We start from the raw sequence: 22,408 nt of genomic DNA, 5'->3' as shown, positions 1-22,408 counted from the left end.
TCCGCAGAGTGGTTTCGCTTACAACAGCGCCTCTTTATCGAGACCGAGTTTGACGATCTTTTCGTTGAGCGTCCGTCGGCCGATTCCAAGCGCTTCGGCGGCGGCATCCATGCGGCCTTTATGCGCCTTGATGGCTTTGCCGATGAGCTCGCGTTCAAAAGCAGCAACCGCTTCGCGTAGGGTATCCGGCACTTCGTCGAAGTGCTGATCGCTTTGGATGGCCTGCGCCACCGACCCTCCTCCGCATCGGGCCGCCAAAATGCGCCGTTCGCAGACATGGCGCAATTCACGCACATTGCCGGGCCAGCTATGTGAAAGCAGAGCGGCCAAATCGTCCTGATCGAGTTCTGGCGCGTCTATCTCATAAACCTTTGCGTATTCGTTCAAGAAATGCGTTGCCAAAAGAACCAGATCATCCCGTCTTTGACGTAGCGGAGGTAGAGACAGGACGACAGTATTCAATCGAAACAAAAGGTCCTGACGCAAGCGGCCTTCGTCTGCTGCCAGTACAACGTCTTCGTTGGTTGCTGACACGACTCTGAAGCTTACCGGCACCGGTGACACAGCCCCCACCGGCAGCACCTGCTGATCTTCGATGACCCTTAGTAGCTTGGCCTGCGCCGCTGGTGGGCACGAGCAGATTTCGTCCAGAAACAAGGTCCCTCCCGACGCCGCCGCAAGCCTTCCGTCGGATTCACCCGCGATGCCGAACATTTCCGCTTCAAACGTATCGGCCGACAATGCAGCGCAATTCAGTGCCAGAAACGGTGCCTCCGGCGAGCGGCCCAAATCATGTAAAGCGTGAGCAACCAGCTCTTTCCCGGTGCCCGTATCTCCCTGCAACAAAACCGCAACCGATGTATCAGCAAGATCAAGTACTTCTTGTCGCAAGTCTGTAATGGCGTCTGTTTGGCCCAGCAGGATGCGGTCAAGGCCTGACAGTTTGAACAGCCGGTCTTTGAGGCGGGCATTGCTTCTCCGCATTCTGTTTTGTTCAGCTGCGTGCCTCAGGACCGTAAGCAATCGCCGTGGTTCATATGGCTTTTCGATGAACCCGTACGCCCCGTCCTGTATGGCCTGAACCGCCATCGGGATGTCACCATGTGCCGAAATCAATACCACCGGAGGCGCCACTTGTCTGTCCAGACTGGCCAGCAAATCAAGCCCCGACATACCCGGCATACGCACATCGGACAGAATGACATCGGGCGACGCGCTGGCCAGATACTCCATCACGTGGGTCGCGCGCGACAGGGCGCTAACAGTCCAGCCGGCGGCTTCGAGCAACTCGAGAAGAGACTGTCTCATTGATTTGTCATCATCGACGACCAGAACTTTAAAGGGTTGCCGCTGGGTCATTCGTTCGTTTCGTTAGTAATTGAGGCCATCGGGAAGGTGACACGAAAAACTGTTCCGCCGCCATCACGATTTCGGGCCGTCATCTTGCCATCGTGATCTTTGACAATGCTGGTGGAAATGGCCAGTCCCAAGCCCATGCCTCTCCCGCTCTCTCTTGTGGTTACAAATGGCTCTTGCAACTCAGCCAGCGTTGCCTCACCCAACCCGTGACCGTTGTCCTGAATTTCCAACACCGCTTCATCATAAGTAGCTATGACAGCGATATGGATTTCAGGTGCATCCGCTTCGTCCATCGCGTCAATCGCATTGCGCAAAAGATTAGTGATGACCTGTTCGATCCGCAGTGCACTGCCCCGGATAAAAACCGGACCGGTCGGCGCATCAACTGAGATTTTCACCTTGCCCTGCTCGATGTTTGGCGCAACCAGAGCCAACGCAGCATTGACCGAAGTGCATAAGTCTACGTCGTCGAACGCCTCGCTCTCTGAGCGCGCGAAGAACCGCAATTGGCGCGTGATCCCTTCCATCCTGTCGACCAGACTTCCAATTTTTTGGGGTAGCTTGGACTCACCGGAAGATGAGATCTCTTCTGCCACCAGGTGATTGCGCATCGCAGCGATGGGCTGGCCCAGTTCATGCGTGACCGACGCGGATAATTGCCCCAGAGCCGCCAATCGGCTTGCGCGCTCCAACTCGCTTTGGGTGCGCTTGAGACTCCGCTCGGCTGTCTTGCGGTCGTCGATTTCGATAGCGAGCCTTTCATTTGCCTCCCGCAGCTTTCCTTCTTCTTCTTCGGACCGCTCCAAGGCCGCGCTTACGCGCCTCGCGCGTTGTATCTGGAAAAAGATAAATGTAAGCCCCGCCAAAAGGACAAAAACTGCAGTTACAAGCCAACTGCGCGCTACGGCCTGATCGTCACTTGCAAAATAGTGAAGCGACCAGCCGTGGGGTAAATCTGTAGCTGCAAGATGCAGACGCTTCGTCCCCGCAATTCTGGCCTGATCTCCCGGCAACTCAATCCAGTCCAACGCATCTAAGTTTTGCCCCGGAAACTGCCTGGCATCTCGAATCCGTTCTTGCTGTGGTACTGACAAAGGCGTCAACGCGCGATATTGCCAGTTCGAGTTCGAAGAAAGCAGAACGACGCCGTCTTCATTGGCCAAAAGAACCTGTTCGCCCGAGTTTTTCCAACTATCCTGAAGATTGGAGAAATCGATCTTAATCGCTATGACGCCAGTTGAAGCGCCCTGGTCGTCAAGCACTGCGTTGGCGATGAAGTAGCCTGGCAGACCAGTCGTTGCCCCGATGGCATAAAAGCGGCCCTGTTCACCAGAAATGGCAGTTTGGAAATACGGACGGAAAGCGTAGTTCTGGCCAACAAAGCTCCCAGTGTCGCGGTAGTTCGATGCGGAAATCGTGATCCCGTCTTCGTCCATCAAGTAGATCGCATCCAGCCCCGCCTGCTCCGCAAAATCCTCGAGGCGTCGGTTCAAAGTTCCGGTGCCGTCTCCTTCAGCTGTTCCAATTACAAAAGAATCCTGTGACAGCACATATGTGAGGTGGGAAAATCGTTCGAGTTCGCTGTTTACCGAGCTTTGGTAAAGAGAGAGCCGGCCCTGAGCTTTCGAAAGCTCCTCCGAAACGAAGTACTGGTAAGAAACCAAATAAAGGCCAATGCTGGCGGCAATGGCTATCAAAATACCTACAATATACGAAGCTGATCGCATCGAATGCCCATGAACTGCGACGGCATAGGATCACAGTAGGTATTAGCCGTCCATCCCAAGCGTACTAAACTAACATTTGGATGTTTAGGCCAAACAAGAATGACCGAGTATTTAGAGAACGCGAAGCAATGAACGAACATGCCGAAACAACTATTTGCATTCCGCAAGCAGATTCGGCCCAGAGCCGACATCCAACCCTTTGTTTCGATGCTGCGGTCGCAGCCCGCATTGCAGACTTTCGCCGCGAACGCAAAATCCTGTTCAAACCGAACTTACACAACGCGGGAAAAACCGTCGTTCTCTGCCTGGTAGAATTGGCATGCAGTTGAACGAAGGAGCTTGCCTTCGAGAAGCTTGATTACGCACCGCTGACATTCGCTTGGCGAAGCAGAAATCTCTGAATTTTACCGCTGGGTGTCTTCGGCAGTTCTTTGACGAATTCGATAAGCCGAGGATAGGCGTGAGCAGAAAGGCGCTGTTTGACATAGTCCTTCAACTCCGCGGCCAACGCATCATTACCTTCTGTGCCATCCGCCAGTACGACTACCGCTTTCACTATTTCGGTCCGTTCCTTGTCAGGAACGCCTACGACCGCCGTTTCCGTTACAGAGGGATGTTCGATCAGAGCGCTTTCAACGTCAAACGGTCCGATGCGATAACCCGAAGAGGTGATAACGTCGTCGTTCCGACCAACGAACGTTATACATCCGTGTTCATCCCGCTCCACTGTGTCCCCAGTAAGATAGTATCCGTTCTCGATCGATTTGGTGCCCATGTTTAGGTAGCCGCTAAAGAACAAGAGAGGTGAATCCGCAATGTTGACGGCCAATTGACCTGGCTCATTGAAGTCGGCGATGCTGCCGTCCTCAGCCAGAACCTCAACCCTGTATCCTGGCATCACATAGCCAGCCGATCCCGGGCGTACCGGATGTTCGAGCCCGTGATGATTATTCACCAGCATACCCGTTTCCGTCTGCCCATAATGATCCTTAATCGGCGCATTCAGTTCGGTCTCGAACCAACGGATGACTTCGGGGTTCAGTGGCTCGCCTGCGCTGCTGATGCAACGGATCTGATCGCGCAACTGTGACGCGCGCTCGGTTCCCGCGGCGATGATTAGTCGAAACGCAGTAGGCGCGCCTGCAAAGTTAGTCACGCCCAATTTCGAAATCACGTCATATGTACTGTCCACTGTGAAAGGCCCTTCGACCAGAGTGGTTGCATGTCCCAATAGTAGCGGGCCGATCAATGCATAGTAGAGTCCATAGGCCCAGCCTGGATCGGCTATATTCCAGAAAACATCCTCATGCTGCAGGCCGATCCCTTCGACCATGTAAGATCGAAAGGCAGCCAGTGCCTTTAGGGGCACGGGCACTCCTTTGGCGGGACCTGTAGTTCCAGATGTCGCCATCATGAACATCAGATCATCGCCGTTCCGCAAAACAGGGACGAACTCAGGCGAATGCGCGGCCATCGCCTGGCGGAAATCAATGTCTCCGGCAATAACGCCTTGTCTCGTTTCCACAATCGTCGCGACAGGCGGACAACTTTCCACTCCGTCGAGCTTGATGCGGTTCGCGGCGTCAGTCACAACCAACTTCGCGCCACTCATGGTCAAACGGTCCTGAATGGCCTTGGGCCCAAAGGCTGTAAACAAAGGCTGATAGGCCGCGCCAGCCAGGAGGGTGCCGAGAACAACTGTCACAAGATCCGGGGTGCGAGGTAACAGACCCGCCACGATGTCACCGGGTTGGATGCCTTGTTCTTCCAGCAAGTTGGCGAAACGCGCAGCTTCTTCGCGCAACTCTGCAAAATTGCGCGTCTCATGGTGCCCATCCAATGCAACCCAGTTCAAAGCACGGGGATTGCCCTGCAAATGGGCGTCACAACATTCTACGCATGCATTTATCCCGTCGCTGAAGTTGCCGAAAAAGGAAGACTTTGCCAGCTCCAGGTCAAATTTCTCCACCGTTTTGGAGTATTCTGGGGAAGTCTCAGTGTCAGAACTCGATTCCATCAAAACGTATTCCTCCAAGTGCAGCCCTTAATTACCCTGCACTTAAACAAGTCGAGTTTCCACGTTGGAAATTACGCGAACATCAGCGCAACGTGAGTGGTCCAATTGTCCCGAACCAAAGCTCGGTTTGTGTTACATAGCAACCATCGGGGGGTGCGCAGCATCTGCATAGTTTCGGCTTAAGTTTGCGACGCCAACGGCCCTTTTCAGACATTTAAGTAAAGCATAACTTGAGATGACCGCTTCCGCCGAGTTGACCTCCGAGTATTGCGAAATATCGGACAGCTACGGCCCTTCGCAGATCAGCGGGAAGGCACCGACTTCTGGTATCGTGAGTGTGCCCACGGTGACGAAATCGTCACCTTCGACGGCTGTTATCAATCGAACCGAGGCAACGATCCGGCTATATTCAGGATCGGCGAAGTCGATGACGGTGTGCATATCGACATCGGCCCCCTGCGCCACGATGATTGGTATCGCACCATCAACTTCTGTTAAGCTCCAGTGTTTGCTGTCTGCGTGAATGGTCGCACTCACGACTGCGAGTCCAGGGACAGTTCCCAATCCGACAGCAACAACTGCGCCTGATCCATCAGGGGCTTCGCAATACAATTCAACAGTTGCGAATGCCGAGGTTGCCGAGAAGAAAGCAAACAGCGCCAGCGCAGAAGTCCTGATCATGAAGATTTCCCTTCGTTCGCAATCCGGCCTAAAATACATTTTGGGTTCACTGTTCTCAACAAGCGTGTCTCAACACGGGTCAAAGACAAGGAAACACCGGCATCCACAGACCACTACGTTGCCCCAAATTATTGGCATCGAACGGCTAGAAGTTAATTGAATCCGTTAAGAGTTTGAGCATTGTAGCGGACATTCGACTTCAGCACAGCGACCGAAGCAATAATACCCCAGGCTGCGACGTGGCACGACCCAAAAGAGACGTTGGCCAAGGGCTGTGGTGTTGCAGTGCAGCTTCCCGAAAGCAGACATTTCCAGCTCACATCAAACCAACTTCACCTCGGATAGACCAGCTTATCTGCGTTTGCTGCGGCCCACTCGTGCATCGCGCGAAGCAACCCGTCACGCATGAAATACTTGTCGGAGAAGCTCTAGAGCGCGGCAGCCTATGCCACGGCTGGTGCAGATGGAATCTTTGTTCCGGGACCGACGATTGTTTTGGTGAGTGCTGAATTCCCTTTACAAACCGACCGCCGGTCTAGATATACAGACCAGCGGTCTGTATTGATGGATTCGGAAAACCACTAAAGCCTGACCGCCCTCTCACCTCGTGAGTACTTAAAACAAAAACGCCGGTCGCTCCACGACACCCATTTCGTGGACGCATTAGCTGTGCCCGAAATTGAAAGCTCGAAACATGCATCATAATACAATTCGTGCCCCGCGCAGTATTTTGGAGTTCTGCGCCCGTCAGTTGCGTCGAATTTGGCAACACTCAGGAGATTTTCGAAAAAGAAATGGCTCAGTAGGAAATCCCAACACTACAACACCATTGTCCGACCACATGCGCCGAGACGTTGGGTTGATTGAGCGAGGGCCGGATGATCGTTCGCATTGGTGGTCATATTGACGTGGTCAGCGATGGGATTGTGTATCTTCGCAACCTACAGGTTCAAATTTTCCTTTATCAACTCTGCGCATGCAATTGGCGAGGCATCTTCTGTATTCACCGATAAGTCATATTTCATCCCATCATGAACACGCTCGAATTGCCATCTGGAAAGCCCGAGCGTCCTGTCGCCTCGCTTTCGTTCCCGTGCCTCCAGCACGTCCAGCGAAGCAAACAAACCAACCATGTAAAAATCATACGGCTCCAGTAAGCTTTGATATTCAGCTACCGCGCTCGCAGACCCGGCTTCCGTGTTTCCAAACAACACCTCGTCAACAATCAAATTATTCCCGGCGCGCGCCATTGCAGCAACTGAACGGCGCATTCCGGAAAGTGCGCGACTGGCTGTTGGCCCGACCCGCGCGAAGGTCACTGCTTTCCCGCCCACCACACGCTTTTCAAAACTCAATCCATCTGGATCACCAGCAAGCCGCTGTGGCAACATTGCCAGGAAGGCATCCATTTCGATGTGAAGGAACGGTAGTGTCGTAATGTTCTGAAGCGCTTTTGCGATAGAACTTTTACCAACACTCCCTACTCCGTTTAGGAGAATTACTGTCGCCATTGGTCTCGTGACTGAATGATCGCTGCCAAGGTCCGTTATTTGGCTGAGGAAGGGGGTGAAGGCACAGTTTCCATCGTAACATCCACCGCTTCCGGCCATCCAAAATCTGTTGTCCCATCCGGCAGACCCAGAATTCGGTCGAGTGTTAGAAATTGCATATCGATCGCCGCCTGTAAATTGCGTGCGGCTTCATCTGCTATGTCAGTTCCCCGGGCGTCGATGGCGCGCAGCAATGCAAAATCAAAGAAGTTCATAAGGAAGAGTATAAGCTCTGCCGTCGTATCGACATCGGCGACAGTGAACGTTCCTTCGTCACAGCCCTTCCGGATGATTTTGGTCAGGACCGGCATGGCACCAGTTCTGACCCTGCGCTTGAATTGTTCGAGCAGGAACAGGTTTTTGTCCTGGTTCATGATCTTGAACATCTCGACCTGGCCTGGGTAGTCATGCTCGCGCAGGTAGTTTGCCCTTAGATGGGTGAAGTTATGCAACAGATCGAGTGCCGAAGATTTCTCGTCAGAAGCAACAACAGACATTTGCGCGAACACGCCTTCTGCCATGCCATCCAATACCCCGAACAAAAGCTCATCCTTGGATTTGAAGTGGTGATAAAAGCCACCTTTCGAAACACCGGCCAGATCCAGCACATCCTGAATGGTCGTATCTTCGAAACCTTTCGAAAAGAACAACATTTGCGCACACCCCAGTAACTGCGCGCGCCGCGCCTCTGGCTGCATATTCTTCCGCTTCGTAGGTTTCATACATTTCCCCCTTGCAAACCGACCGACGGTCTGCAATTACAGACCTGCGGTCGGTTTATATCCCGACTCATCTGGCAGGACAACGAAATTCACCTGCCGCCCCGAAATAAATGATGCGCTGATGCAGCCCAAGACCGCAAGCTACAACGCTTCGCGCGCCCAGTTGAGTTGTGTCTACTACACAGGATCGAATGCCATGAATGCTCTTGTCTGCAGGGATATTTCAATATCCGAGTTACGCCAAACATCTCGGCTGGCTGGTATCCGGGATTTGCTTGAACTTCTGGTCAGGCTTTCCCTGGACTGGGACGAAGCCAGGCGATCTTTGTCTCAAACAAGTCCGCAGACTTGGCTCGTAAATCCGTTCTCCCTCAATTGATCCAAACCTCTCAGGAGAGAAACATGTTGGACAATGTAAGAGCGCTTTCCACGGTTTACCGCGCAGCCAAAAGCATGACGGCAATCGCTTTGACAGAGTTGCCTGAGCCTGGGAATGTCGCGGAAGCATTGCAATTGGTGAACGTGCCCGTGCCAAGACCTTCGCGCCACCAAGTCGCGATTCTGCTGTTCGCTTCATCACTGCATGTCGATGAAATTTATGCGGCTCAGGGCACCGCTCTTGGTCGTTTCTTCGGGCCTAAACACGCTTCGGCAAATTCCCCCTACGTCATGGGGACTTCGGTGTCAGGGGTCGTTGTCGCAACTGGTCAGGACGCAACCCGGTTCAATGTTGGAGACGAAGTGATCGTCGTTCCCAACGAGCTTGGCGAAAACGGGTCTTGGGCAACATACAGATGCGTTTCGCACGACTATCTGATGCTCAAACCCCCGGCCTTGTCTCATGTCGAGGCGGCAGCCGTGACACTATCGGGTTGTGTTGCGTGGGGTGCGATCAACACCGCACGCGTCGAAAAAGGTGACCATTGCCTCGTTGTTGGGGCATCGGGTGCCGTCGGATCCATGATGGTTCAGTTCCTCAAATCAAAGGGCGCAATCGTGACCGGGGTTTGCAGCGGCGCGAATGCCGATCTGGTGCGCACGTTGGGTGCAGATCACACGATCGACTACAACGTCACCAGTTTTGGTTCGCAGGGCAAAAACACCTACGACAGGGTCTTTGATCTGGTAGGCGGTCGGGACATCGAGGCCGCAGCGTACCGAATACTGAAACGCAAAGGCCGGTTCGTCACGATTGTTGGCCCCATACGCCACATTGGTGAACGCAAGTTATCCAGGGGCGAGTTTCTTCTGGGTGTCGGCCACGTTACATGCCGCAGTATCGCGACACGGCTCCGCGGTCCTCGGTATCGTTTTTGTGCCTCCTTGCCACGGAACAACGCCTACGCGGCAATGCTGAGCATCGCAAAGCACAACATACGCTCTCCAATTGAAGCCGAGATTCCATTCGATTTGCCGCAAATACGGGCCGCAATCAGAACTCTGATGTCCCATCGGACAAGAGGTCGGATCGTCATCAACTTTTTGACCAACGAAAAATCAAGCCGGCCGGAAACCAGTTCCAGACCTGAGGTGCACCTCAAGCAATCACTGTTCCGGCACAAAACGAAATTCAATCAAGACACGGTAACACTATGACAAAAATTTGGAAATCACCGGGGTCGGACAATCCCGTTTCATCTGCCGCTCACCGCAATCGACGCAATCCAACCGATCGCATTGCGAGCTGTGTTCGACCCATGCAGTCAATGGTAGTCGCGCTTACCCTGGGCGCCGCGCTGAGTGGGTGTGCCGCCAACATGGCCGCAAAAGGCAGTGATGGTCCAGACCTGAGCGTTGTCAGCCAGGAGGCCACCCGGATGGATGTCGAACGGCAGTTGGGGTCGCCTGAGCAGCTACAGCAACAAGCCAATGGTGATTGGGTGGCCGTCTATGACGTCGAACCCCGGACAAAGCCAAACCTTGCTCGGGCGGCAGGCCACGGAACGCTGGACCTCTTTACCTTCGGGCTCTGGGAGGTTGTCGGGGGGCCTTTGGAAGTGGCCCATGCGCGGCGGGTTCTCGTCACTGCACGATATGACGACGCGGGAAAACTGCTGCAACTGACCAGCAAGCCCAAACCCATCCTTTGATCTGAGGGTGGGTCACCGCCGACCTGCAACAGGCCGGCGTTAAATCCAACACCCCGACGAACAGCAAGCCATCCCCGTTGAACCATAGTGCAGGTCCAGCGGGCAGATACCCCTGTCCACACAAACAAGAAAACGGACTAAAAATGAAGACTATAACATTGATCACACTGGCCGCTATGGCTCCCACAATGTGTTTGGCAGACGAAAGCTGGACCGGCTTCAATGCTGGTTTGCAGCTATCCACGGTTGATGTTTCCCAAGACGAAAACGACAACGGAAACGCAGCGTTGGGCCTCCACGCCGGATATCTTCATAATTTTGACGGCTATGTAGTTGGCGGTGAACTGACTTATGATGCGGGCGCTGAGCTTGGGTCTGACAACATAACAAAAAAGGTCGATACGATACGCCTGAAATTCAAAGGCGGACACGTATTTGGCCGGACGTATCTGTACGGCGTCATTGGATATGCGAACATCGATGGCGGTTCCATCAGTGAAGATGGCTACTCTGCTGGCGTTGGCGTTACGTATCGCGCAACGGACAGAGTTCTGGTCGGCCTTGAGTACCTGCGAGACACATATGACACGTCAGCTGACGACATCACAGCTGACTCTGTCGCGCTTCGGGTGTCTTACAAGTTCTGACAGAAGGCGTTTGAGAACCTGACACAAGCAGGGGACAGTCAATTGCCCCCCACTCATAATTCAAATCCCGGGAGCCACCAGGTGACTGAAATACCAACGCTTGAAACTGAACGACTGCTACTTCGACCACCAATAATGGCAGACTGGCCCGACTATCTTGCGCTGATGACATCAGAGCGCTCAAAGTTCATGGGAGGCCCGGTCTCTGACCGCATGACCTGGGGGATTTTCTGTCATGACATAGCTCAGTGGACCCTCATGGGACACGGGGCACTGATGATGGAAGACCGTGTTTCAGGAGCGTGCCTTGGGCAGGTTAGCATCAACTCCGGACCGCTTTTCCCCGAACCCGAATTGGGCTGGTTTGTCTATGCTGATGCCGAAGGAAAAGGCTATGCGTTTGAAGCTGCGCGAACGCTGCGAGATTGGGCCTGTACATGGAACGTAACCCAGTCGCTCGTCAGTTATATCGATCCGAACAACTTCCGCTCCTGCCGCCTTGCTGAGCGGCTTGGAGGAATTTTGGATTCAAATGCCGAGCGAAATGACCCCAATGATCTCGTCTACAGGTACCATTGAGCTGCGCAAACAACTCCCCGGACCATTCGAGCGAGGGTCACCTTCATCAGTCGCCCGATCAGACCGTCATCCCCAACATCCTTTGCTTTTTGATTGTCCGGGTATCAAGGGGCGCAACGCAGCCCTGTCTTCTTTTATCTGTTGGAAATACCGGATCACGGGCCGGGTTGTCGCAACCCATGCGCGGCAATACGGGGGTACAAAACCTCAGTCAGACAAGGACCAGCATCCTCAGCCCCCCGCGGAAAACCCAAAACGCCCGTCGGGCTGATCATTTGTCCGACGGATCACTTTCAGCATAATCCCGCAGGCGCTCGATATCAGAGATTACGGCGTGGTTGCGGTTGATTTGCACACCAACCGTTTTTAACCGCGAAAACGCCCGGCTAAGGCTTTCCGGCTTCATCCCTAGACGCCCGGCGATCAGCATTTTGTCATAAGGTAGCTCTACGTCGCAGCCATCGGGTTTGGCGTCACACAGGTTCAGAAGAAACTCTGCTACCCGCTGCGCACCCGTCTGCGCCTTGAGCTGCTCCAGCTGTGCAACCAGCGAATGCAGATGCGTGAACGTGGACGCCAGAATGGAAACGCCGATCTCGGGGTCTTCTTTCATCAACGACAACAGCAAAGGGCTTGGGATATGCATCACGTCGCAGGCCGAAACGGCCTCGGCAGAAACGGGGTAAGGGACGTTTCGCAGCGCGACGGCCTCACCAAAACTTTCGCCGCGGGTAAAGACGCTGACCACTGCCTCGGCCCCCGTTGGGGACATGCGGAACAACTTGACCCAACCGGCAAGAACTACGTGGACGGCCTTGGCCTCTTCTTCCTGTAGAAAGATCGTTTCGCCCCGATCATAGCTACGCCAAATTGCGTGGCTCAGCAGTGTATCGACATGCTGGTCCGGCAAACTCTTGAGCAAAAGCGATTGCCGCGCGATCGCTTTTTGTGCTTCGTGTGCCACGGAGTTTCCCCTTTTCCCTGGTCGATCGTCCGACCGGTACGTCCTTTTTCGCAAGGCTATGCCAAAGCTCTGCCCGGCGCGCCAGCCTTTTCCTGCTTCAACTTGACTATTGTCATGTTGCAGGCGTCACCATGCACATAAATTCGGCCCAAAGCCAGCAATCCGGGGAGCCAGTATAATGGACTACGAGCGATTTTTCACCCAGAGCCTGGACGATCTGCGGGACGAAGGAAACTATCGTGTTTTTATCGACCTGCAACGCCGCTGCGGATCATTCCCAAACGCACGTCAAACCGACGGGGCGGTACAGCGCGACGTACGTATCTGGTGTTCGAACGACTATCTGGGCATGGGGCAGCATCCGGCGGTGACCGGGGCGATGCATAACGCGCTGGACCGGTGCGGCGCTGGTGCTGGCGGCACCCGGAACATCTCGGGCACCACACACGATCACGTCCTGCTTGAGGCCGAACTGGCCGATCTGCACGGCAAAGAGGCCGCGCTTCTGTTCACCTCTGGCTATGTTTCGAACTGGGCGGCCCTTGGCACCCTTGCTGCGAAAATCCCCGGCCTTATCGTTTTCTCGGACGCGCTGAACCACGCCTCGATGATCGAAGGCATCCGGCATTCGCGCGCGCAAAAGGTGATCTGGAAGCACAACGACCTTGAAGACCTTGAGGCGAAGCTGGCTGCTACCGATCCTGACGCCCCCAAGATGATCGCCTTTGAATCCGTCTATTCGATGGACGGAGATATCGCGCCGATCCAAGAGATTTGCGATCTGGCCGACAAATACGGCGCGATGACCTATCTGGATGAGGTTCATGCCGTCGGTCTTTACGGCCCGCGCGGTGGCGGCATTGCCGAACGCGAAGGTCTGATGGATCGACTGACCGTGATCGAGGGCACGTTGGGCAAAGCCTTTGGTGTGGTTGGTGGCTATATCGCGGCTTCAGCCGCACTTTGTGATTTTGTGCGCAGCTTTGCCAGCGGGTTTATCTTTACCACCGCCTTGCCACCGTCGATTGCGGCGGGCGCTGCGGCCTCGATCCGGCACCTGAAACAGTCGAATACCGAACGCGATCAGCAGAAATCCCGCGTGGCGCAGGTGCGTGCCCGGTTGGATGCAGAAGGCATTCCGCATCTGCCCAACCCCAGCCACATCATCCCGGTGATGGTGGGTGATCCGGTGAAATGCAAATTCATCTCGGACACGCTGCTTGAAGAATTCGGTATCTACATCCAGCCGATCAACTACCCCACTGTCCCCAAAGGAACCGAGCGTCTGCGGATCACCCCTTCTCCGGTGCATACGGACGAAGATATCGAACATCTGGTCGGCGCGCTGTCAGCCCTATGGCAACGCTGCCAGATCGCGCGGATGCCGATGGCTGCCCAGTAAACAAAGCGCTCCTTGCTTAAAAAACTGCCGCCCAAATCGGGCGGCTTTTTTCTGCTTCAAACGAGGTAGAGGGCAAAGATCAGCACCGAAAATCCGGTTAGAACCATGGTGAATCCGCGCAACCATGCTAGGCTTTTAGCAAGGTCCAGATACTGCGAAAGGATTAAGCGCGTCTTGAACAGCGCAAGCAACAGAATGCCACCCCCCATGACCGCAGACGGCACCGGCAACAAGGTCAGTACCGCTGAGCCGACACTTAGCCCCAAAAGGGCAAGCCAGGCCCGTGTCAGAGTGTTGTCCCCCATCGCCCTCATCCCAACAGATAGATCACCGGAAACAGCATAATCCAGACCAGGTCGACCATGTGCCAGAACTGCGCGCCCGCCTCGATATTGCGTGCGTCATCCCGCCAGGACACCAGTAACAGAATGCCGACCCCGGCCAGAACATGGGCCGCGTGAAAACCAGTCAGAAGGTAGTAGAACAGGAAGAAGGGATGCGTTTCATAATTGATCCCCTGCGCCATTTTATCCGCGTATTCCGTGCCTTTGATGATCAGGAAAACAACGCCCAGAAGGGCCGCGCCGATCAAGGCCATGCGCGCCGCCGCGCGCCGCGCGACCTGTCGCCAGTGCAACGCCTGTGCGGCCAGATACCCCGATGTGACCAGAACCGCTGTGTTAAACGCCGCTCCAGTGCGATGCAGATGTGACTGCGCCTCGGCAAAACCCGCCGGGTCGGTCAGACGCACGCCCATAAAGGCGATCATCCCAGCGCCAAACACCAGCAGTTCCGAGACGATCAAAACCCACATCAGCAACTCGCCCGGAAGCTCGTCGATCAGAGAGGCATCGCTCATGCGCCGACCAGTTGGCGATAGATTTGCGGCAAAGCCATCGTCAGGCGGTGCGGGTCAGGGATCACCGCAAAACCGCCTTGCCCGAACATACGCGGGAACCAACTTTTGCCGGTTTTGTCGATGGTGACACCAAAGACCGATTGCCCGGCGCGACGCGCTTCGCGGACGGCCATGCACGTATCTTCGATACCATGGCGACCCTCATAGTGATCCAGGTCGTTCGGCTTGCCATCGGTGATCACCAGCAGCAGCCGGCGCTTGCGCGATTGATCCGCCAAATCGGCCGAGCAATGCCGGATTGCCGCCCCAAGCCGTGTGTAATGCCCCGGGCGCAGTGACGCGATGCGCTGTTCGACCGTTCCGCCCATTGGCTCATCAAACCGCTTGCAGCGCTGCACATAGACACGCTGACGTTTCAGAGAACTGAAGGCGTGGATCGCAAAGTCATCCCCACAAGCATTTAACCCCCACGCCAACGCGGCCAGCGCCTCGCGTTCAATATCGATCACGGCGCGGCCTGTGACTGCGCTTTCGGTGGATCGGCTGACATCCAGCAGGATCGAGACCGCCAGATCGCGAGCTTCGGGACGGGATTGCTGCCAGATGCGCTCGTTGGCTTCCCCACAAGCCCGACGTTCAGTCTCGGCACGCACGGCGGCTTCGATATCCAACTGGTCGCCGTCCAGATGGCCGCGTGTCATAACCCGACCGGGGCGCAGCGCCTCGAACTGGCGCTTCACCGCGCGGATGCGGCGGGCAGTGGCCGGGTCCTTGCCAAACTCGGCTGCGTCTTCGCGGATATCGGCATCCGACAACAGGACATTCACGTGGTCTGGCAAGTACTGACCGGTGCGCACGTCCCATTCGGGATAAAGGATACGGCCCGACAGACGCTCGCGATTCACATCCTCGGGCGCCAGATCCAGGTGCAGCTTCAGCTTGGTGGGCGGTGCCTTCGAGATTTGGCCCAGCCCGATCTCTTCCTGATCGTCGGCCGCCTTTTTGGCATTGTCGGGATCGTCATCATCGACCCGGCGGTTCAGGTTCAGAAACTCGGCCCAACTGAGGATCGCCTCGAATTTGTGCAGGATCAGGCTGTCTTTCCGTTCGGCCTGATCAGATTTACGGCGGCGGGCGCGGTGGGTTTTCTCACCCGATTCCTCGGGCGGGCCATCTGTATCGGGGTTTTCCACCTCGTTATGTTCCGAAAACCCGACGGCGCGCAGTTCGGGCCACAGGGGGACCGGGCGAAAACGCTGATACCCGCGCGGAGCAGACAGGCTGTCATCCAGCTCCAGCAGCTGTTCCGCCTTGGCAGACAGCGATGCCGGATCACCCAGCATATGGCGAACCAGTTCTTCTAGCGCGGCTTCGACCGGCGGCAGGTTAGGGATATCACGTTGGTGCAGCAGACCCTTGCACAGTTCGGTATAAAGGGGGAGCAAGCCGGGCGCGTTTTCCAGCGTGGCCTCGACCATCTGTCGCGCAGCGATCAGCGCATGCAGGTCGGCCCGCAGGGGGTCATCCTCATCAATTCGGGTGTCGGCATGGGCCGAAACGGCTGCCAGCCAGACATATAGCGCGCCGTTGGCTTCGCGCGCCGGGAAAACGGCCAGACGGTCCGGCAGGCGCAATACCTCGCCATCGAACGAAGCACGCGGCATCAGCTCGGCCTCAGTTCCCAAGCGGCGACGCCAGCTTAACCGGTGGCGTGAAATTTCGGGTGAGACCGGGCGTAATTCAACGCCCGGACTACCCCCAAGCCCTCGGAAGAGGACTGCCAGCCGCCCCGCGACCTCAGAAAGGTCGACCGCGGCTCCAACATGCACCTCAGGTGCATCGAGGCGGCTGGCAAGGGTGTGCCACAGTTTCCCGATCGTTTCTTCGGGTTCCCATGGCTCAAAATCGATCTTGACCATTGGCCGGCCTCACCCAAAGACAGCCGTGACAAGATCGAGGAGCCCGCGTTTGATATCCTCGTCATCAGTCAGAGGTTCGATCATTGCGGCAAGAATGGCGCGGTCCGTCGACATACCCTGTGCGATCAGCGTCGCAGCATAGACAACCAGTCGGGTAGAAACGCCTTCCTCAAGATCCTGACCCTTGAGCCCCCGTAGTTTGTTCGCCAACCGGATCAGCGGTTTGCAGCGTTCAAGCGCCAGGCCACTTTCCTGGGCGACAACCTCGGCCTCCATCTCAGGCGACGGAAAGTCGAATTCCAGCGAAATGAACCGCTGCCGGGTCGAAGGTTTCAGGGTTTTCAGGATATTCTGGTACCCGGGATTGTAGGATGCCACCAGCATGAAGCCGGGCGCGGCTGCCAGTTCTTCGCCGGTGCGATCAATCGGCAGGATGCGCCGGTCGTCAGTCAAAGGGTGAAGCACGACGGTCACGTCCTTGCGGGCCTCGACCACCTCATCCAGGTAACAGATTGCGCCTTCGCGCACTGCGCGGGTCAGCGGGCCATCGACCCAGACGGTTTCCCCGCCTTTCAGCAAATAGCGGCCAATCAGGTCGGCAGCGGCCAGATCATCATGGCAGGCGACAGTATAAAGCGGGCGGCCAAGCTGCGCGGCCATATGGGCCACAAAGCGGGTCTTGCCGCAACCTGTCGGCCCTTTCAGCAGAACCGGCAGATCGTTGTTATAGGCGGCGGTGAACACATCGCATTCATCGCCCTGGGGCAGGTAGAAGGGGGCGTTTGCCGCCCCCGTTCCCATTTGTATGGAGCCATCCATTTGCATTACTCCGCAGGGGTTTCGGCCGCGCCGGGTTCGATGACCTCTTTCCGGGGCACCCAGATCGAGTAGACGAACAGCAGCGCACCAAGGACCACGACTACACCAGACCCAAAGCGCATCCAGTAGAAGATCGCGATCTGATCCTGCACGTCCATGAAGTAGTCACCGATCACACGTTGCATGTGCGTCTGCACGGTTCCGCCGAAGGTCAGCACGAAGGTCATGAAGACCATACCGCTGGTCATCAGCCAGAACGAACCCATGTTCAGCACCTGATTATACGGATCACGGTTTTTTAGGATCGGCATGGCATAAGTGAAGATCGCCAGGTTGAGGCAGACATAGGCGCCGTAAAAGGCCAGGTGACCGTGGGCCGCGGTAATCTGCGTGCCGTGGGTGTAATAGTTCACCCCGTGCAGCGTATGCAGGAAACCCCAGACACCGGCACCAAAGAAGGCCAGCGTGGCACAGCCCAGCGACCACAGCAACGCGGCCTTGTTGGGGTGGTCCCGGCGGCCCTTCCAGACCATGACGAAGGCAAAGGCCATCATCGCAAAGAACGGGATCACCTCAAGGCTCGAGAAGATCGAACCGATCCACTGCCAATACGCTGGTGTACCGATCCAGTAGTAGTGGTGACCTGTCCCAAGGATGCCCGAGAACAGCGCTGCAGCGACGATGACATACAGCCATTTCTCAACCACCTCGCGGTCAACACCGGTCAACTTCAGCATCAGGTAGGCCAGGATCGAGGCCATGATCAGTTCCCACACACCTTCGACCCACAAGTGAACAACATACCACCAGTATTGCTTGTCCAAGGCCAGGTTGCCGGGGTTGTAGAAGGCAAACAGGAACAACAGCGCCAGACCCCACAAACCCAACAAGAGGATGTTGGTGATCGCGGTCTTTTTGCCCTTCAGAACGGTCATCGACACGTTGTAAAGGAAGATCAGCGCGGCCACGACAATGCCGGCCTTGACCCATTTGGGTTGCTCAAGGAACTCGCGCCCCTCTTTGCCCAGCAGCCAGTTTCCTTCGAACAGGTTGAAGGTATAGGTCAGCACCACACCCAACGTCCCCACAACCAGAATGATCAGTTGTAGATAGGCCAGCTTGGGTGAATGGATTTCACGTTCAGCCTCTTCCGGGATCAGGAAGTAGGCCGCGCCGAAGAAGCCCAGGATCAGCCAGACGATCAGCGCATTGGTGTGCAGCATCCGCACGATGTTGAACGGCAAAAGCTCGCTCAGGAAATTTGGTGATACATAGATCAGGCCAGCCAGAAGGCCACCCAGAACCTGTATCACGAACAGGGCCATGGCCACCGCAAAGTAGGCGTAGGCGATTTTTTGGGATTCGTATTTCATTGCTCCGTTCCCTTTCTCAGCCAGCCTCGTTGGGCGGCCAGTCCTGAGCGTCGATATTGTCCGTCCAGATCAGGAAGTTGGTCAGGTCGCGAATTTCTTCGTCGCTGAGGTTGAAATTGGGCATCTGCCGACGACCGGGAATGCCGGTCGGTTGTGCCTCCATCCAGCCCTTGAGGGACTCAAAGGCTGATTCCGGGTCGTCCAGCACACCCCAACGTGTCATCACGTTGCCGACTTCGGGGGCGAAATAGGCCCCTTCACCCAAGATCGTGTGACAGTTGATGCACGCGTGTTTTTCCCAGACGTGCTTGCCCCGAACCACACTTTCATCGAGTTTTGCCGAATTCTCGGAATTCACGATGTACCAGTGGGAATGGGCCGACAGGGCCAGAAATATTAGGATAAAGAACAGGGACCCGCCATAGAATATGTTGCGAGCCATGCTCTTGGTCATGACTTCTCGCATTGCGCTCTCCTTTGCGCAGTTTAGCTTGTCTAGCCAGAATGGCGGCTGGGCCGTAGGAGGGCCTTAACGAAAGTCAAGGCTGGCGGAAGTAAATGAAAATCATCCCTCCCGGCCCGTACGAGGACCCGTCAGCGCAGGCCACATGGCGATCAGGTAAAGCGCAAAGGCACAGACCCACAGGCCGTCCGACAACAGCATCGCCACCATATAGCCTGCGTTCAGCTCGGCCCCGATCCAGCGTGACAGGGCAGCAACCGCCATCAGACCATAGGCTACGACCATCGGGGCGGGCGCGATTATTGCACGGCCGCTGTGACCCAGCGCGGCGCGGCTCATGACTGCCAGGGTCATACCGCCCACACACCCTATGCCCAATACGTGCAGGGCGGCGATTTCATTGCCCAGACCCAGCACTGCCAGCCCCCACAAGATCAACCCCATCGCCAACATGCCTAGACCCAAATGCAGCGCCAGCAGAATTGGCTGCCGGGCGGCCCAGCGGCTGCGCCAATTGGCCATGCGCAGTATCTGAACCACCCCAAGGGCAAGCGCCAAAACCCCGGCCAACGGCCCTGCACCGAGCACCAGAACACCCAGCGGCAAGATCAGGGCCAGAACCATGCCTGCCTTGTCGAACAAGGCGACCGAAACCGGCCAGTCCGCCTCTGGGACCCCAGCGCGTTTCATGGCATTGCGGGTAAAGGCCGGAGTAATCCGACCACCCAAAATGGCGATCATCGCACACAACGCCAACAATCCCGCGCGCAGCCCAGTTTGCAGAGTGCCTTCAGTGACCCCAATCCATTGCAGATGTGTCATCATGTCCGCGACCCAGATCAAGCTCAGCAACAGCAGGAAAATCATGTTCTGCGGCTTGGGACGGCGGATCAGCTGCGTAGCTATTTTGGCCCCCAGAACCGGCACAAAGGCCAGGTCGACCACCGCAACCAGAACTGGCGGCAATACACCTGAAAACCACATGGCCATCCGACCGGCCAACCACAGCCCGGCAGCCAGAGTGATAAAGTGCGCCCGCGCCTCGGGGGCGCCGGTCCAGTTCGGTACTGCGGTCAGAAAGAACCCGCCCAGCGCGGCCGTCGCATAGCCGAAAATCATCTCATGCGCGTGCCACATCGGCGGCGTCATACCGTAATCCGGCGCCATGTAAGGCACTGTCAGCCACAGCCCCCAGACCACGCCGACAAACAGGCCGTAGAGACCGGCAGACAGAAAGAAAACACGAAATCCTTCACCAAGAATGCGGGCGATGATTGTGGGCATGGCTGCTCTCCTCAACCGTTTTTTTCAGCCCTAGCAGCCAACCCGCGCAACGGACTTAACAAAAATCAATCCTCACGAAAAACATGCCTCTAAAACACAGATTTTATGACGGTTTTTTTTCGCCATTTTTTCCTGCCGAACCCTTGAAATGGGCCCCTGGCGTTGACTTTCGTCAAGGAGCCGTCGGGCGCGATGTCTCACCCTTGGACCTGCCTCACCACGCAAATGGAGAGTGATCATGTCACTTGGAATCAGCTACAACAAAACTGGCCGCGCCTTTGGGGTCGGTTTGGCGATGCTGCTGGGCAGCGTCGCTGCGCCAACCTTCGCCGAAGAGCCAACCCTTAGCGAGGAAGCCTTTGAATCCTCCAAACAACTTTATTTCGAGCAATGCGCAGGCTGTCACGGCGTTCTACGTAAAGGTGCCACCGGTAAAAGTCTTGAACCGATGGTCAAAACCAAAAACGACGATGGCACCGTAACCGAATCCGGCACCCTAAAACTAGGTCAGGAACGGCTTGAAAAGATCATCGCCTGGGGTACCGAAGGCGGGATGAACAACTTCTCGGACATCATGACCGAGCAGGAAATAAAGGACATGGCGACCTACATCATGATGGAGCCGCCAAAGCCGCCTGAAATGTCACTTGAACAGATGATGGCGACCCGTAAGGTCTATGTCGAAGAAGGCGATTATCCAACCGAGCCGCTGCATGGCCGTAATTGGGAAAACTTCTTTGTTGTCATCGAACGCGATGTGGGCAAGGTGGCCGTGATCGACGGCGACACGAAAGAGGTTCTGACACACATCCCGACCGGCTATGCCGTTCACGTTCTGAAAGCATCTGAACACCACGCACTGGAAGAGCCAGAACAGCCCGGGCGTTTCTGGTACACCATGGGCCGTGACGGCAAGATGACTAAGATCGACCTCTGGCAGACGCCAGACAAGATGTTGGTTTCCGAGGTCAAGATTGCCTATGACGCCCGCGACGTTGCCGTTTCTGGTGACGGCAAATACGTCATCGGTGGGGGCTATTGGCCGCCGCATTTCGCAATCGTCGACGCCCAGACCATGGAACCGGTCAAGGTCGTATCAACCCGCGGTGTGAACGTGGACGGGGATTACGTGGAAGAGGCCCGTGTGGCCGCAATCTACACAACTCCGAACGAACCCACCTGGATCGTTGCCGTGAAGGAATTGGGGCAGTTGTGGCAGGTCGATTATACCGATCTGGACAACCTGCGGATCGACAAGATCGACAGCGCCAAGTTCTTGCATGACGGGTTCTTTGACCCGACAGGCCGATACTTCCAGATCGCCGCGAACGCGTCGAACAAGATGGTGGTTGTCGATACCGAAACCCACAAGCTGGAAGCGATGATCGACACAGCCGCGTTGCCGCACCCCGGCCCGGGTGCCAACTGGGTCGACCCAAATTGCGGCCCGGTTGCTGGTACGACACACCTTGGTGTGGGTACCGTAACCGTCTGGGGTAACGATCCCGAAAACCGCCCGGATGATGCCTGGAAGATCTGCTACGAAGTGGAAACCGACGGCCCCGGCCTGTTTGTCCGTACTCACCCGAATTCGGACTACATCTGGGCTGACCAGACCAAGCACCCGGAACCTGAAGTTCAGCAATCGGTGCAGGTCATCTCGAAAGAGACCGGCGAGATCGTGAAAACCATCCAGATCACCGAAGACGAAGGCAGCGCCGCTGTTCACTTCGAATTCAACGCGGATGGTACCGAGGTCTGGGTTTCCAAGTGGAACCTGTCGGACTCGAAAGAACCTAACGGTCAGATCGTGATCTTCGACGCCAAGACGCTGGAAGAAATCGGCCGCATCGAAGGGCTTTATGCTCCGACCGGCAAGTTCAATGTCTACAACCGTTCGAACCACGTCACCTGACGAGTTCGCAACCAAAACCGGAAAGGGCGGGCCCCTCG

At 56.0% G+C, this 22,408-nt stretch carries 21 protein-coding genes; 7 read left to right on the top strand and 14 right to left on the bottom strand.

Annotated features, from left to right (window positions below; translation table 11 throughout):
- Nucleotides 1–18: 18 nt before the first annotated feature.
- Entirely contained in the window at nt 19–1,359 is a 1,341-nt protein-coding gene (locus ACR0AL_RS11315; RefSeq protein ID WP_480663078.1) for a sigma-54-dependent transcriptional regulator, read from the bottom strand.
- Nucleotides 1,356–3,086: a sensor histidine kinase gene (locus tag ACR0AL_RS11310; RefSeq protein ID WP_480663076.1), complete on the bottom strand. Its 1,731-nt coding sequence runs from the start codon at nt 3,084–3,086 to the stop codon at nt 1,356–1,358. The genes ACR0AL_RS11315 and ACR0AL_RS11310 overlap by 4 nt, the downstream gene beginning before the upstream one ends.
- A gap of 128 nt (nt 3,087–3,214) precedes the next feature.
- Here ACR0AL_RS11310 and ACR0AL_RS11305 point away from each other — a divergent pair, with 128 nt between their 5' ends.
- On the top strand, nt 3,215–3,415 hold the full coding sequence (locus tag ACR0AL_RS11305; protein WP_170350188.1) for a hypothetical protein: 201 nt from the start codon (nt 3,215–3,217) through the stop codon (nt 3,413–3,415).
- A 29-nt stretch (nt 3,416–3,444) separates the two neighbouring features.
- On the opposite strand, the gene ACR0AL_RS11300 is transcribed toward ACR0AL_RS11305, so the two are convergent.
- The 4 genes from ACR0AL_RS11300 to ACR0AL_RS11285 form a co-directional block, all read right to left on the bottom strand.
- The gene (locus ACR0AL_RS11300) at nt 3,445–4,962 is read right to left on the bottom strand and encodes an AMP-binding protein (protein WP_480663074.1); all 1,518 of its coding nucleotides are present in this window, start codon (nt 4,960–4,962) and stop codon (nt 3,445–3,447) included.
- Between the two features lie 426 nt (nt 4,963–5,388).
- Nucleotides 5,389–5,784: a hypothetical protein gene (locus tag ACR0AL_RS11295; RefSeq protein WP_170350186.1), complete on the bottom strand. Its 396-nt coding sequence runs from the start codon at nt 5,782–5,784 to the stop codon at nt 5,389–5,391.
- 941 nt (nt 5,785–6,725) lie between these two features.
- A complete protein-coding gene (locus tag ACR0AL_RS11290) occupies nt 6,726–7,295 on the bottom strand; it encodes a chloramphenicol phosphotransferase CPT family protein (RefSeq protein ID WP_480663072.1) in 570 nt (189 codons plus the stop codon).
- A gap of 35 nt (nt 7,296–7,330) precedes the next feature.
- Entirely contained in the window at nt 7,331–8,092 is a 762-nt protein-coding gene (locus ACR0AL_RS11285) for a TetR/AcrR family transcriptional regulator (protein ID WP_170350184.1), read from the bottom strand.
- Nucleotides 8,093–8,458: 366 nt separating this feature from the next.
- Between ACR0AL_RS11285 and ACR0AL_RS11280 the strand changes: the two genes are divergently transcribed.
- The 4 genes from ACR0AL_RS11280 (at nt 8,459) to ACR0AL_RS11265 (ending at nt 11,372) form a co-directional block, all read left to right on the top strand.
- A complete protein-coding gene (locus ACR0AL_RS11280) occupies nt 8,459–9,652 on the top strand; it encodes an NAD(P)-dependent alcohol dehydrogenase (RefSeq protein ID WP_480663070.1) in 1,194 nt (397 codons plus the stop codon).
- A gap of 101 nt (nt 9,653–9,753) precedes the next feature.
- On the top strand, nt 9,754–10,146 hold the full coding sequence (locus ACR0AL_RS11275; protein ID WP_480663068.1) for a hypothetical protein: 393 nt from the start codon (nt 9,754–9,756) through the stop codon (nt 10,144–10,146).
- A 143-nt stretch (nt 10,147–10,289) separates the two neighbouring features.
- Complete coding sequence (locus ACR0AL_RS11270; RefSeq protein ID WP_480663066.1) at nt 10,290–10,793, top strand: outer membrane protein; 504 nt, start codon at nt 10,290–10,292, stop codon at nt 10,791–10,793.
- A gap of 81 nt (nt 10,794–10,874) precedes the next feature.
- Nucleotides 10,875–11,372, top strand: coding sequence for a GNAT family N-acetyltransferase (locus ACR0AL_RS11265; RefSeq protein ID WP_170350180.1), 498 nt, complete (start codon nt 10,875–10,877; stop codon nt 11,370–11,372).
- A gap of 271 nt (nt 11,373–11,643) precedes the next feature.
- Here ACR0AL_RS11265 and ACR0AL_RS11260 read toward each other — a convergent pair whose 3' ends face one another.
- A complete protein-coding gene (locus ACR0AL_RS11260; RefSeq protein WP_170350179.1) occupies nt 11,644–12,336 on the bottom strand; it encodes a Crp/Fnr family transcriptional regulator in 693 nt (230 codons plus the stop codon).
- Nucleotides 12,337–12,514: 178 nt separating this feature from the next.
- On the opposite strand from ACR0AL_RS11260, the gene hemA reads away from it, so the two are divergent.
- A complete protein-coding gene (hemA, locus tag ACR0AL_RS11255; protein WP_170350178.1) occupies nt 12,515–13,738 on the top strand; it encodes a 5-aminolevulinate synthase in 1,224 nt (407 codons plus the stop codon).
- A 56-nt stretch (nt 13,739–13,794) separates the two neighbouring features.
- On the opposite strand, the gene ACR0AL_RS11250 is transcribed toward hemA, so the two are convergent.
- The 7 genes from ACR0AL_RS11250 to ACR0AL_RS11220 form a co-directional block, all read right to left on the bottom strand.
- Nucleotides 13,795–14,043, bottom strand: coding sequence for a nitric oxide reductase F protein (locus ACR0AL_RS11250; protein ID WP_480663064.1), 249 nt, complete (start codon nt 14,041–14,043; stop codon nt 13,795–13,797).
- A 5-nt stretch (nt 14,044–14,048) separates the two neighbouring features.
- On the bottom strand, nt 14,049–14,597 hold the full coding sequence (locus ACR0AL_RS11245) for a cytochrome c oxidase subunit 3 (protein WP_170350176.1): 549 nt from the start codon (nt 14,595–14,597) through the stop codon (nt 14,049–14,051).
- Nucleotides 14,594–16,516 (bottom strand): nitric oxide reductase activation protein NorD, encoded by a 1,923-nt coding sequence (locus ACR0AL_RS11240; RefSeq protein ID WP_170350175.1) that lies wholly within the window; start codon nt 16,514–16,516, stop codon nt 14,594–14,596. The genes ACR0AL_RS11245 and ACR0AL_RS11240 overlap by 4 nt, the downstream gene beginning before the upstream one ends.
- A 9-nt stretch (nt 16,517–16,525) precedes the next feature.
- Nucleotides 16,526–17,335 carry a CbbQ/NirQ/NorQ/GpvN family protein gene (locus ACR0AL_RS11235; protein WP_170350174.1) on the bottom strand — a complete coding sequence of 270 codons (810 nt, stop codon included), beginning with the start codon at nt 17,333–17,335 and terminating at the stop codon, nt 16,526–16,528.
- A 5-nt stretch (nt 17,336–17,340) separates the two neighbouring features.
- Entirely contained in the window at nt 17,341–18,708 is a 1,368-nt protein-coding gene (locus tag ACR0AL_RS11230; RefSeq protein ID WP_170350173.1) for a cbb3-type cytochrome c oxidase subunit I, read from the bottom strand.
- Nucleotides 18,709–18,724: 16 nt separating this feature from the next.
- Entirely contained in the window at nt 18,725–19,174 is a 450-nt protein-coding gene (locus ACR0AL_RS11225) for a c-type cytochrome (RefSeq protein ID WP_170350172.1), read from the bottom strand.
- Between the two features lie 99 nt (nt 19,175–19,273).
- Nucleotides 19,274–20,455, bottom strand: a complete 1,182-nt coding sequence (locus ACR0AL_RS11220) for an NnrS family protein (RefSeq protein WP_480663062.1) — start codon at nt 20,453–20,455, stop codon at nt 19,274–19,276.
- Between the two features lie 238 nt (nt 20,456–20,693).
- Here ACR0AL_RS11220 and ACR0AL_RS11215 point away from each other — a divergent pair, with 238 nt between their 5' ends.
- A complete protein-coding gene (locus ACR0AL_RS11215) occupies nt 20,694–22,370 on the top strand; it encodes a cytochrome D1 domain-containing protein (RefSeq protein ID WP_480663060.1) in 1,677 nt (558 codons plus the stop codon).
- Nucleotides 22,371–22,408 lie beyond the last annotated feature (38 nt).

It is taken from the genome of Ruegeria sp. BB1 (assembly GCF_056539465.1).
The sequence above is the reverse complement of the archived record's forward strand: the minus strand, read 5'-3'. Positions and strand labels throughout refer to the sequence as shown.